Below are 12,974 nucleotides of genomic sequence, written 5' to 3'. Positions count from 1 at the left end.
TGCTAAGTATGTAGAAATGGAGGGAGACGAGTGCACGAACATTTGAAAGAGAAGTTGGCCATTTTACCAGATCAACCTGGTTGTTATTTGATGAAAGATAAGCAAGGAACGGTTATATATGTCGGAAAGGCAAAAGTGCTTAAAAATCGTGTGCGCTCGTACTTTACTGGTTCACATGATGGGAAAACACTGCGGCTTGTAGGAGAAATTGTTGATTTTGAATATATTGTAACCTCTTCGAATTTAGAAGCGCTTATTTTAGAGTTAAATCTAATTAAAAAATATGATCCGAAATATAATATTCAATTAAAAGATGATAAAACATATCCCTTTATTAAAATTACGGCGGAGAAGCAACCGCGCTTACTCATTACTCGAAACGTAAAAAAGGATAAAGGGAAATATTTTGGTCCTTATCCAAATGCACAATCTGCTCATGAAACGAAAAAACTGCTAGATCGTATGTATCCACTTCGGAAATGCACGAATATGCCAGATAAAGTTTGTTTGTATTATCATATGGGTCAATGTTTAGCACCTTGTGTGAAAGAAGTGACGGAAGAACAAAATAAAGAAATTGTAGATGAAATTATTAAGTTTTTAAATGGTGGACATAAAGAAGTTCGTTCAGAATTAGAAACAAAAATGTATGAGGCCTCAGAGAAACTAGAGTTTGAACGTGCAAAAGAGTTGCGTGATCAAATTGCTCATATTGATGCGATTATGGAAAAACAAAAGATGATTATGAGTGACTTAGTGGATCGTGATGTGTTTGGATATGCAGTGGATAAAGGATGGATGTGTGTTCAAGTTTTCTTTGTTCGAAAAGGAAAGCTAATTGAACGCGATGTTTCTATGTTTCCAATTTACGATGAACCAGAAGAGGGTTTTTTAACTTTTATCGGCCAATTTTATGAAAACAGTAGTCATTTTAAGCCGAAGGAAATTGTCGTTCCAGGAAGTATAGACTCGGAATTAGTAGAGCGGTTTTTAGAAGTAGAAGCAACACAGCCGAAACGTGGTAAGAAAAAAGACCTTGTAGAATTAGCAAATAAAAATGCGAAGATTGCTCTTGAAGAGAAGTTCTACTTAATTGAACGTGATGAAGAACGAACGATTAAAGCGGTAGATCATTTAGGGAAGCAGCTTGGGATTGAAACACCGTATCGTATTGAAGCGTTTGATAACTCAAATATTCAAGGAACAAATCCCGTTTCTGCAATGATTGCTTTTATCGATGGGAAACCGGCGAAGAAAGAGTATCGAAAATATAAAATTAAAACGGTTCAAGGACCAGACGATTATGAGTCTATGAGGGAAGTTGTGAGGCGCCGTTATACAAGGGCGCTTAAAGAAAATTCACCTTTACCTGATTTGATTATTATTGATGGAGGAAAAGGCCATCTAGCGGCTGCAAGTGATATTTTAGAGAATGAGCTCGGATTATATATTCCGATGGCAGGTCTTGTAAAAGATGATAAACATAAAACCTCCCATTTAATTATTGGGGATCCACCGGAACCTGTGATGCTTGAGAGAAATAGCCAAGAATTTTATTTATTGCAGCGTATTCAAGATGAGGTGCATCGATTTGCGATTACATTCCATCGTCAATTACATGGAAAATCTGTCATTCAATCAGCGTTGGATGATATTCCAGGAATCGGTGATAAACGGAAAAAGGTATTGTTAAAACATTTTGGTTCATTAAAGAAGATGAAAGAAGCTTCTATAGAGGAATTTGTCGAAGCGGGTATGCCAAAAAATGTCGCGGAGACGATTTATACGTATTTAACAGATAAGAAGACGTTGTAGTTTACAACGTCTTCTGTTTTTTGATATAATTTCTGAAGATTTAAAATAAACACATCTGAATGAAAATACAAAAAAGTCAACTAAACTGATATGTCTAGTTGACTGTAGGTAATGCTTACACTTCAATGAGATCTTTTATATCCCATTTTACAAGAAATGTAATAGAGTCAGAACGTTTTTTCTTTTCTTCGTATGACTCTGCAACGACGTTCCGTTGCTTTTGGATTTGTTCAGCGATGAATCCGGCTTCTAGTTGATAAGAAGAATGTCGTTTTTGTTTTTGACGTTCTGCAATGAGTGTACCTTTAAGTTGGAACTGCATTTCACGACGCTTATGTTCAACAATGCTTAAAGTGCCCCAGCCAGCCTTTTCAAAGAACTGAATGACTTCTTCAATTGTTTCTAGCGGATATTTTCTTGCAAGGTTTCTACCAGACCAGTATAAAATACCATCTAAATCGTTGCCGATTAAATCAGGTAGTAATTCTTCACGTAGCAATTCATAAGCGAAGGCGTTCAATGAAACATCTTCTAAAGATGTTGTATCGATTGTATTTTTGCTCACAATATTCCCCTCTTTCTATAGGGATTATTATATAACATTTCACATTTATAAAAACAGATTTTTCTTTAGGAAAATCTGAATATATAAGAAGAAAAAAAGAATTGGCAAATTATATGCAAATTATGTATACGTTTTCTTGACGCTTCGACAAAAATAGGAGTAAAATGAACTTGGTATCAAATTATGCTGAAATATTTCGAATAATTTTTTCAGTTTTTCTTATGCCAATAGTGAAAAAACATTATTGTTGTAAACTAATCTGAAAACAGCAGTCAAACATTCAAGGGGGGTAATGGGGACATGAAAGGCCGCGAGTATACGTTTCGTAAGTGGCACTCATTAATGGGGGTCATCCCGGTTGGTGTCTTTTTGACGCAACATTTAATTGTAAACAACTTTGCAACACGAGGAGCAGAGGCTTTTAACAAAGCTGCAGGCTTTATGGAGCTCCTTCCATTCCGGTATGCGCTAGAAATTTTCATCATCTTTTTACCGATACTGTACCATGCTATATATGGCTTATATATTGCATTTACAGCTAAGAACAATGCGGTTTCTTACGGTTATTTCCGTAACTGGATGTTCGTCTTCCAAAGAATTTCAGGTATCGTTACGCTGATCTTCATTTCTTGGCACGTCTGGGAAACTCGTATTCAAGCAATGTTAGGTAAAGAGGTAAACTATGATATGATGGCAGATATTTTAAACAATCCAGCTATGTTTGCATTCTACTTAGTTGGTGTTGTTTCAACAATTTTCCACTTTGCAAATGGACTATGGACATTCTGCATCAGCTGGGGAATTACAGTATCTCCACGTTCACAAAGAATCTCTACTTATGTAACATTAGCTATTTTCTTAGGTTTATCTTATGTAGGTGTGAGTGCATTATTAGCGTTCATCGATCCACAGCTAGCAAACCAGTAAGGAGTGGGAGAGCATGAAAGGGAAACTTATAGTAGTCGGCGGTGGCTTGGCTGGCTTAATGGCAACGATTAAAGCGGCAGAAGCAGGAGTAAATGTTGAACTGTTTTCTTTAGTACCAGTAAAACGTTCACATTCTGTATGTGCTCAGGGCGGAATTAACGGTGCCGTAAATACGAAAGGTGAAGGGGATTCTCCATGGATCCACTTTGACGATACAATTTATGGTGGGGACTTCTTAGCGAACCAACCACCAGTTAAAGCAATGTGTGAAGCAGCACCTGGTATCATTCATTTAATGGACCGTATGGGTGTTATGTTTAACCGTACGGAAGAAGGACTTCTTGATTTCCGTCGATTTGGTGGAACGCAACATCACCGTACAGCATTTGCTGGTGCAACAACTGGACAGCAATTACTTTACGCATTAGATGAGCAAGTACGTCGTCACGAAGTAGCAGGACTTGTAACGAAATATGAAGGTTGGGATTTCTTACGAGCTGTTGTTGATGATGAAGGTGTGTGCCGAGGAATCGTTGCACAAGACTTACAAACTATGGAGATTAGAAGTTTCGGAGCAGATGCCGTGATTATGGCAACAGGGGGCCCTGGTATCATTTTCGGAAAATCAACAAACTCCATTATCAATACAGGTACAGCAGCTTCTGCTGTATATCAACAAGGCGCATACTATGCAAACGGTGAGTTCATTCAAATTCACCCAACGGCAATTCCTGGAGACGATAAATTACGTCTTATGAGTGAATCTGCACGTGGTGAAGGTGGACGTGTTTGGACATATAAAGATGGTAAACCATGGTACTTCTTAGAAGAAAAATATCCGGCTTACGGAAACCTTGTACCTCGTGACATCGCAACACGTGAAATCTTTGATGTTTGCGTAGAGCAAAAACTAGGTATTAACGGTGAAAACATGGTGTACTTAGATCTTTCTCATAAAGATCCAAAAGAACTAGATATTAAACTAGGTGGAATTATTGAAATCTATGAGAAATTTACAGGGGATGATCCTCGTAAACTACCAATGAAAATCTTCCCAGCTGTTCACTATTCAATGGGCGGACTATGGGTTGATTATAAACAGATGACAAATATTCCAGGTTTATTTGCAGCAGGTGAATGTGATTATTCTATGCACGGAGGTAACCGTCTTGGTGCGAACTCACTATTATCAGCAATTTATGGTGGTATGGTAGCGGGACCAAACGCAATTGAATATATGAAAGGTCTTTCTAAATCATCGGATGCTGTTTCATCTACTGTATATGAACAAAATGAATTAATCGAAACAGAGAAATTTAACAATATTTTAACGATGGATGGTAACGAAAATGCGTATGTTCTTCATAAAGAGCTTGGAGAATGGATGACAGATAACGTTACAGTAGTTCGTGAAAATAAAAAATTATTAGAAACAGATGCGAAAATTGAAGAATTAATGGCTCGTTACAAACGTATTAACATTAACGATACAGCAAGATGGAGTAACCAAGGTGCTTCATTTACACGCCAACTTGCAAATATGTTTGAGTTAGCACGTGTTATTACAATTGGCGCATATAACCGTAATGAGAGCCGTGGGGCGCATTACAAACCTGAATTCCCAAATCGTGATGATGCAAACTTCTTAAAAACTACGATGGCAAAATTTGAGGGAGAAGGAAATGCACCAGCATTCCATTACGAAGACGTTGATATTTCATTAATTAAACCGCGTAAACGTGATTATTCTTCAAAACACGATGTAGCTGCTAAGGGTGAAGAGAAGGGGGATAAACAACATGTCTGAGAAAACAATCCGCCTCATCATTACGAGACAAGACGGGCCAGATGCGCAAGCGTTTGACCAAGAGTTTGAAATTCCATATCGTCCGAATATGAATATTATCTCAGCACTTATGGAAATCCGTCGTAATCCTGTTGATTCAAAAGGGAACCAAACAACTCCGATTGCATGGGATATGAACTGCTTAGAGGAAGTATGTGGTGCATGTTCGATGGTGATTAACGGAAAACCACGTCAATCATGTACGGCACTTATCGATCAATTAGAGCAACCAATTCGCTTAAAACCGATGAAGACATTCCCGGTTGTACGTGACTTGCAAGTTGATCGTAGTCGCATGTTTAATGCTCTAAAACGCGTTAAAGCGTGGATTCCAATTGATGGTACGTATGACCTAGGGCCAGGACCAAGAATGCCTGAGAAAAAGCGTCAATGGGCTTATGAGCTTTCAAAATGTATGACATGTGGTGTTTGCTTAGAATCATGTCCAAACGTAAACAGTAAGTCTGACTTTATTGGACCAGCACCGTTATCACAAGCTCGCTTATTCAACTCACATCCAACGGGTGAAATGCATAAAGCAGATCGCTTACGTGCAATTATGGGAGATGGAGGACTAGCAAACTGTGGTAACTCTCAAAACTGTGTGCAATCATGTCCGAAGGGTATTCCTTTAACAACTTCAATTGCGGCATTAAACCGTGATACAACAATTCAATCGTTCAAAGATTTCTTTGGTAGCGATAATAACTATTAATAAATATTGCCTCTTCATATCGAAGAGGCAATATTTATAACTGTATTTTTCTGTTTATTCTGTTTATTTAAAGGTGAAAAGGAGAGATAACAATGAAGAGGATTTCTTATATTGAAGACTTTGAGCAATGGGAAAGTGGTTTTTCGTTTTACAACCCTGTAAAGGTTCGTTTTGGTGAAGTAGATATGTTTGGACATGTAAATAATGTCGTTGCTTTTACTTATTTTGAAGAAGCTCGTATTGCGTTGTTTAAAGAACTTGGATTTATGCAAGAGTGGACACATGCATCATCAGAAACGATGATCGTTGTTGCGGATTTACAATGTAATTTTATTAAGCAAATATATTTTGATGAACAGCTGAAGGTGTATGTAAAGGCAGGATCGGTCGGGAATTCTTCTTTAGATTTACATTATATGGTGAAGAATGCAGCAGGAGAGGTTTGTTTAGTAGGTCGTGGAATGATGGTTCAAGCGTCGAAAAAAACAGGAAGAGGCGAACCATGGCCTGAAGAATGGAAGAAGAAATTAATACAATAATAGAGTGAAAGAAAAATAAGAGAGCAATTTGCTCTCTTATTTTTTGTCTTCCATCGCTTCTTCTAATGTTAAGTGATGTTTATATAGGTATGTAGCGTATGGATTACCAACGTAGCGTAAGTGCCATGGTTCATATGCATATTCTGTTGTATCTGTTTTATCTTCTAAGTAACGAATGACAAAGCCGAATTCATGAGCGTGTTCTGCGACCCATTTTCCTTCTGCTGTCTCCCCGAAGATAGGCTCTAATTGAAATTTAGCTGATTTTGAACTAATATCCATTGCTAAACCCGTTTGGTGTTCACTTGTACCAGGAATTGCACTTACCGAATTAGCTTCGGCTTTTCCTTGACGTCTAACGTATGTATCATGCAACGATTTTTGGCGTTTGTATGAACGATAACCAGATACAGCTGTAAGATCAAGCCCTTCTTTTTTCGCAGCTTTAAACATGTTTTCAAGTGCCTCTGCAGTATCTTTTCGCAGCAATGTTTTTTCTTTATCTTTTGGACTAATAAATGGTACATTTGGTCTCGTTAAGTCTTCAGGAATGTATCCATCTGGTAGTTTTCGATGTTTATTAATTAAGACAAGATTAGATTTTGGATTTGTTACAACTGAAAAGTCATTGTCTATTTTCTTTGCATTATGATCAGCTTTTGGAAAAGCAGGAATCTCTTCTTTTTTATGGTTATTATGCTTTTGACTTTCGACAGCTTTTGCTTCATTATTTAGTGGTGTTTTAGAACCAAAGTAAGCGAAAGATGTGATACAGATTACAATAGTAGTGGCAGAAATAATTATTATCTTTTTCATGATGCCTTGTAATCACAGTCCCTTCTTCATAAAATGTGTAATGTTTTTTTTATTATAAATCTAGTTTGTTGGAAAAGGAATATAAGAGTCATAACGTAATAGAAATGCAAAGAAAATGTCAAAAAATGTGTGAATTTGTAGTATTTTTTTATATAATTCATTTCTTATCTTTCATGAAATGCATTTTTTATGTAATATATATACATAAGAAGATGTAGCGATTATCGAGAATAGAGAACTTCTTGTATAGACTAGGAGTGAATGGGAATGGATTTTGCAACAATTATTGGACTTATTTTAGGATTTGTAGCAGTGGTAGTAGGGATGGTCGTCAAGGGCGCTGACATAACAGCCTTATTAAATCCTGCCGCAGCATTAATTATTTTTATTGGTACATTTGCTGCAGTATGTATTGCATTTCCGATGAATCAACTAAAAAGGGTTCCAAAACTATTTAAAGTTCTTTTTGGTTCAAATAAAAAGGATTTAAGTTATGAACAGTTGCTAGAATTATTTGTTCATTGGACATCTGAAAGTAGAAAATACGGTATTTTGTCTTTAGAGCAACAATTAGACAAAATTCAAGATGAATTTCTTTTGCGCGGTATGAAATTTGTGATTGATGGCGTATCCGCAGAAGATTTAGAGCAGATTTTGGAATCTGAATTAGAGGCAATTGAAGAAAGACATGCAAAGGGAGCTGCTATTTTTTCACAAGCTGGTACGTATGCACCGACATTAGGAGTTTTAGGTGCTGTTATCGGTCTTGTAGCTGCGCTTGGTAACTTAACTGATATTGAAAAGTTAGGTCATGCTATTTCGGGTGCGTTTATTGCAACGATTTTTGGTATTTTTTCAGGTTATGTATTATGGCATCCATTTGCAAATAAGTTAAAGCAAAAATCTTCAGCTGAAATTGAGAAAAAACGTTTAATCATTGATTGTTTATTAATGTTACAAGAAGGTACATATCCGTTTATTATGAAGAACCGCATTTTAGGTGCACTTTCTGCAACTGAGCGTAAAAAGCTAGAAAAAGGAGCAGAAAAAAATGCGGAGTAAGAAAAATAGAAGAGGTAAAAAGAAAAAACATGATGAGCATATCGATGAAACGTGGTTAATCCCATATTCTGATATGTTAACGTTGTTATTTGCATTGTTTATCGTTTTATTCGCAATGAGTAGTATAGATGCTGCGAAGTTTAAACAGATGGCAGTTGCTTTTCGAAGTGAATTAGCTGGGGGAACAGGTAACAAAGAATTTTTAAGTGATCAAAAGCCAAATGATGAAAAAGAATTATCAGCAAGTAGCCTTGAGGCAGAACAAGCAAAAAAACAAGAAGAAGCTAGAGCTAAAGAAAAAAAAGAGATGGATGAATTGAAAGCATTACAAAAAAAGATTGATCAATATATTAATGAAAAACAATTATCCTCTTCTTTTCAAACTAAATTAACTGAAAAGGGATTAATGGTGACAATATTAGAAAATATACTGTTTGATTCGGGGAAAGCAGATGTGAAATTAGAATCTTTAGGGATTGCAAAAGAGATGTCTAGCTTACTTGTTTCAGCGTCACCTCGTGAAATTACAGTATCGGGTCATACAGATAATGTCCCTATTGCCAATGCGCAGTTTGCGTCGAATTGGGAATTAAGTACGCAGCGGGCAGTTAATTTTATGCAAGTATTACTGCAAAATAAAGAATTACAACCAGAAAAATTTAGTGCGATTGGATACGGAGAATACCGTTCAATTGCTCCAAACGATACACAAGAAGGAAAGGCAAAGAATAGACGTGTGGAAGTATTTATCTTGCCTTTAACAGAGAAAGTAAAATAAAAGAGGATGGCGAATGCCATCCTCTTTTATTTTACTTCAAATGATTTTAAGTTGTCGCGACGGATTTTATCTTTTTCTGCATCTGATTTTTTGAAATCATAATCATATAAAGCGCCTTCCCAATCACCATACATTGGATTCGGGAAAATAATGAATTTCTCACCAAATTGTGCTTTTGAATCTGCTACTGTTTGGTTACGATCTTTTACAGATTTTCCATCAAAACCTGTGAAATCAGATAAGTTATCACCGAAGAATAAGACAATATCATGAGTTTGAGAAACGAGTTCACGGCGTTTTTCTTTTCCTTTTTCTTTCGGATCTTGTAGTAATATATGTTCTTTCGTTGCTTGAGGAGCACCTACACGCTCAAGATTTTTAATTGTTGCATCTAGTTGATTCGTTTTACGATTTGAGATGTAGTAAATATCTACACCTTTAGACTCTGTATATTTTAAGAAATCAATTGCGCCTGGAAGGGCTTCAGCCTCAGCTTTGCTAATCCAATCATCCCATTTGTAAGGATAGCCTTTGCCTGTTTTTACGCTCATTGCTTGATGAGGACTGTTATCTAAAACAGTTTCGTCTAAATCAAGCACGATAGCAGGTTTTTTCTCTGTCCCTTTTGCAAGAATTGCATCAAGCTTTAATTGACCAATGTTGTACCCTTGGTAGTAAAGTGCTTTCGCTTCACCGGCTGTTTGATACCATAAATCAGCCATTAATTGTTGTTCTGTTAATTTTACTTTCTCTTCTTTTGCCACTGTTTTCTCTGGTGTTCCTGAACATGCTACAAGTGATGTAGATAGAACCGCTACAGATAATAAAGTGGTAATGCCCCTCTTCATCTTCATATGTATCCTCCTTGATGTTAGAAAATCATTTTATATTATATATTAAAATATAATATTTTTATATGAACATTTGCATATTGTCTTTTGTATATATAGTAGTATGTCCTATATTAGAAAGATGAGCAAAATAATAATAGTTATTTTGACAAGTTTTATTGTCGTAATGACAATTATAATTGACAAAAAGAAATTTGTTATTTACAATTTTAACTAAATAGAACAAATGATGGATTAATGACGATGTTTACATATAAGAGGATGAAGCGTGGTGCTATATTTTGTCTTGAATAAACATAGTCTTTGAAAGAGAGTACGAATGATACTAAAGGGGAGGCTTTATACTTGAGTTTACAAATTCAAAACTTAACGAAACAATTTGGGGAATCAAAAGCAGTTAACGGTTTGCAAATTTCGTTACCAAAAGGTGAAGTACTAGGGTTACTTGGACGAAATGGTGCAGGGAAAACAACAACAATCAAAATGCTTCTCGGATTATTAACGCCTAATGAAGGTTCGATTACATGGGATGGAAAAGCATTTGGAAATAGTGGTGTAACAATTGGGTATTTACCAGAAGAAAGAGGTTTATATACAAAAAGTAGAGTAATAGATCAGCTGCGATATTTTGGTAGATTAGAAGGAATGTCGAAGAAAGAAGTGGATCACGCTATTGATCACTGGTTAGAGCGTTTAGCGATACCAGAATATAAATTTAAAACGGCTGGAGAGCTTTCAAAAGGGAATCAGCAAAAAATCCAATTAATTGCTGCTCTTCTTCATAATCCGGAACTTCTCATTTTAGATGAACCATTCAGCGGCCTTGATCCAGTTAATGCTGGGATGTTATCTAGTATTATTGAAGAACAAGTACAGAGCGGAAAGACGATTATTTTATCAAGTCATCGTATGGAACAAGTAGAGGCTTTTTGCCAACATGTATGTATTTTGAAAAAAGGTGAAGCAGTCGTAAAAGGACAGCTAAGTGATATTAAGAAAGAATACGGTTTCCGTAATTTAACGATTGAAGATACAGTAGAGAATGAAAAGGGATTAGAAGCTATACATGTATCGTATGAAAAACAACAAGGCCTTCTTTATGTGAAAGTACAAGACGATGCGGAAGCTCTCAAGATTTTGCAACAGTTGCAAGAGCAAGGTGTTAGCTTACGACAATTCAAAATGTTAGAGCCGACGTTAAACGAAATCTTTGTAGAGAGGGCGAAATAACGATGCGTAAATTTTCTCACGTATTTTCATTTTATTTTAGGGAAGCATTTTTATCTAAAAAATCATTAATTACGAGTGCGATTTTATTTTTAGTTGTGTTTGGGATTTTTGCATTTAATCATTTTACTTCAGGCGATGATAAAAATAAGGATAAAGATAAAATTGCAGTTGTAGTAGAGAGTTCCACATATAAAGTTCAAAAGGATGAGCTAAATAAGCTATTGCCATCAGCAAAAATAACAATTGGTTCAAAGGATGATTTTGATAAACTGCATAAGCAAGTAGAAGAAGGTGATTTAGATGGTCTATTCCATGTGACGGAAAAGGGTGGGGCTCCATCGATTACATATATGTATAATGGATTTCCAAGCCAAGCAACTTCTGCAATTATGGCAGGATATTTAAAGCAACAATATACGATGGTGACGATTGCCAAAAATAATGTTTCACCAGAAATTGCACAGCAATTACAAACAGAAATTCAAGTAAAGCAAGAAGCGATAAAAGATCGTACATCTTCTTTCGGAATTGCCTATTTCTTTACATTTGCTTTATATATGTTTATTGTAGCGTTCGGAAATACAATCGCAATGAATATTGCATCTGAAAAGGCGTCACGTGTAATGGAAGTAATGCTTCCGAAAGTGAAGCCTCTTACGATGATGTATGCGAAAATTTTAGCGGTTGTTTCAACGGCGTTATTGCAACTTGTCATATTGGCGTGTGGTTATCTTATTCCATATTTGTTAGGTTGGGTCGATTTAGAAAGTGCCTCACTATTTGGTATTCCAATTGATTTTACGAAATTAGATGCAAAGGTTATCAGCATGTTTCTTGTTTATTTCATTACGGGATATTTACTTTATGCGATGATGTATGCTGCTGCTGGAGCTGTTGTGTCTAAGACGGAGGATTTACAAGCTGTATCTTTCCCGGTAATGATTTTAATTATGGCTGCATTCTTTATTAGTATTAAATCATTAAGTGATCCGAATAGTACTATCGTTGTTGTAAGTTCTTACGTTCCATTTTTTACACCGATGGTTACCTTCTCACGTATTGTAGCTGGTGAAGCAGGTATGCTAGAAATTACGATAACATTAGCAGTCTTATTGGCGACAATTGCGGTATTAAATGCTGTTACAAGCCGCATTTACGTAAACGGGGTAATGAATTACTCAGATAAAGTGAAATTTAAAGATTTAGCGAAATTTATAAAGCGTCAATAATGAGAGAAAAGCATGATTTCCTATTGAAATCATGCTTTTTCTTTATGTATAAATTAAAAATAGTATATAATAATAAGAGTCGTCTTTTAATAGAATGAATAAAAAGGAGGGTGTGCAGATGGGGATTAGTAGTCGTTTTACAGTAGGTGTTCATATGCTGACATTACTTGCGATAGATCGAAACTCTCGCTGTACCTCTGAATGGATTGCCGGTAGTGTGAATACAAATCCAGTTGTGATTCGTCGCATTACAGGAATGTTGAAGAGAGCAGGACTTGTTGATGTACAAGCTGGTAAAGGTGGTACGACACTTGCTCGAGATTTAGAAGAAATTACATTACTTGATGTATATAAAGCAGTGGAAGTTGTAGAAGAAGGACAGCTATTTTCCTTCCATGAAAATCCCAACATTGAATGTCCAGTAGGAGCTAATATTCAATCAGTATTAGAAATTATTTTAATGCAAGCGCAAGAAGCGATGGAAAACGTACTTGCAAATGTAACGGTAGATCAATTAGTTACAAATTTAAAGTCTAAAATGAAAGAATAAAAAAAGCGAGCTTCCTCATAATGAGGGCTCGCCTTTTTTTATTCAGAAATA

13 protein-coding genes are annotated in these 12,974 nt (G+C 36.0%); 10 read left to right on the top strand and 3 right to left on the bottom strand.

Going from position 1 to position 12,974, the window contains the following annotated elements; all coding sequences use genetic code 11:
- Window positions 1-30: 30 nt before the first annotated feature.
- Window positions 31-1,815, top strand: a complete 1,785-nt coding sequence (gene uvrC, locus AXW78_RS21760; RefSeq protein ID WP_000544299.1) for an excinuclease ABC subunit C — start codon at window positions 31-33, stop codon at window positions 1,813-1,815.
- A 115-nt stretch (window positions 1,816-1,930) separates the two neighbouring features.
- Here uvrC and AXW78_RS21755 read toward each other — a convergent pair whose 3' ends face one another.
- Complete coding sequence (locus AXW78_RS21755) at window positions 1,931-2,380, bottom strand: YslB family protein (RefSeq protein WP_000042226.1); 450 nt, start codon at window positions 2,378-2,380, stop codon at window positions 1,931-1,933.
- A 300-nt stretch (window positions 2,381-2,680) separates the two neighbouring features.
- On the opposite strand from AXW78_RS21755, the gene sdhC reads away from it, so the two are divergent.
- The 4 genes from sdhC to AXW78_RS21735 all read left to right on the top strand — a co-directional run bounded on the left by sdhC (window position 2,681) and on the right by AXW78_RS21735 (window position 6,407).
- Entirely contained in the window at window positions 2,681-3,307 is a 627-nt protein-coding gene (gene sdhC / locus AXW78_RS21750; RefSeq protein ID WP_000678354.1) for a succinate dehydrogenase cytochrome B558, read from the top strand.
- A 13-nt stretch (window positions 3,308-3,320) separates the two neighbouring features.
- Window positions 3,321-5,114: a succinate dehydrogenase flavoprotein subunit gene (gene sdhA, locus AXW78_RS21745; RefSeq protein ID WP_000676750.1), complete on the top strand. Its 1,794-nt coding sequence runs from the start codon at window positions 3,321-3,323 to the stop codon at window positions 5,112-5,114.
- Window positions 5,107-5,868: a succinate dehydrogenase iron-sulfur subunit gene (sdhB, locus tag AXW78_RS21740; protein ID WP_001291827.1), complete on the top strand. Its 762-nt coding sequence runs from the start codon at window positions 5,107-5,109 to the stop codon at window positions 5,866-5,868. Before sdhA ends, sdhB begins: the two co-directional genes overlap by 8 nt.
- 92 nt (window positions 5,869-5,960) lie before the next feature.
- Window positions 5,961-6,407, top strand: a complete 447-nt coding sequence (locus AXW78_RS21735; RefSeq protein WP_000822733.1) for an acyl-CoA thioesterase — start codon at window positions 5,961-5,963, stop codon at window positions 6,405-6,407.
- Window positions 6,408-6,443: 36 nt separating this feature from the next.
- Here the strand turns inward: AXW78_RS21735 and AXW78_RS21730 are convergent, their stop codons facing one another.
- A complete protein-coding gene (locus tag AXW78_RS21730) occupies window positions 6,444-7,223 on the bottom strand; it encodes a M15 family metallopeptidase (protein WP_061884644.1) in 780 nt (259 codons plus the stop codon).
- 267 nt (window positions 7,224-7,490) lie between these two features.
- Here AXW78_RS21730 and motA point away from each other — a divergent pair, with 267 nt between their 5' ends.
- Both motA and motB read left to right on the top strand, forming a co-directional pair.
- Complete coding sequence (motA, locus tag AXW78_RS21725) at window positions 7,491-8,285, top strand: flagellar motor stator protein MotA (protein WP_000344853.1); 795 nt, start codon at window positions 7,491-7,493, stop codon at window positions 8,283-8,285.
- Window positions 8,275-9,063: a flagellar motor protein MotB gene (gene motB / locus AXW78_RS21720; RefSeq protein ID WP_001256734.1), complete on the top strand. Its 789-nt coding sequence runs from the start codon at window positions 8,275-8,277 to the stop codon at window positions 9,061-9,063. Before motA ends, motB begins: the two co-directional genes overlap by 11 nt.
- Before the next feature lie 26 nt (window positions 9,064-9,089).
- Here motB and AXW78_RS21715 read toward each other — a convergent pair whose 3' ends face one another.
- On the bottom strand, window positions 9,090-9,917 hold the full coding sequence (locus AXW78_RS21715) for a 5'-nucleotidase, lipoprotein e(P4) family (protein WP_000782758.1): 828 nt from the start codon (window positions 9,915-9,917) through the stop codon (window positions 9,090-9,092).
- A gap of 342 nt (window positions 9,918-10,259) precedes the next feature.
- Here AXW78_RS21715 and AXW78_RS21710 point away from each other — a divergent pair, with 342 nt between their 5' ends.
- The 3 genes from AXW78_RS21710 (at window position 10,260) to AXW78_RS21700 (ending at window position 12,923) form a co-directional block, all read left to right on the top strand.
- Window positions 10,260-11,144: an ABC transporter ATP-binding protein gene (locus AXW78_RS21710; RefSeq protein WP_000058121.1), complete on the top strand. Its 885-nt coding sequence runs from the start codon at window positions 10,260-10,262 to the stop codon at window positions 11,142-11,144.
- A 2-nt stretch (window positions 11,145-11,146) separates the two neighbouring features.
- Window positions 11,147-12,373, top strand: coding sequence for an ABC transporter permease (locus AXW78_RS21705; protein WP_001224980.1), 1,227 nt, complete (start codon window positions 11,147-11,149; stop codon window positions 12,371-12,373).
- A gap of 118 nt (window positions 12,374-12,491) precedes the next feature.
- Window positions 12,492-12,923, top strand: coding sequence for an Rrf2 family transcriptional regulator (locus AXW78_RS21700; RefSeq protein WP_000512998.1), 432 nt, complete (start codon window positions 12,492-12,494; stop codon window positions 12,921-12,923).
- Window positions 12,924-12,974 lie beyond the last annotated feature (51 nt).

This window comes from Bacillus thuringiensis (genome assembly GCF_001595725.1).
GTDB lineage: Bacteria > Bacillota > Bacilli > Bacillales > Bacillaceae_G > Bacillus_A > Bacillus_A thuringiensis_K.
This window is presented reverse-complemented; position numbering and strand designations above follow the sequence as displayed.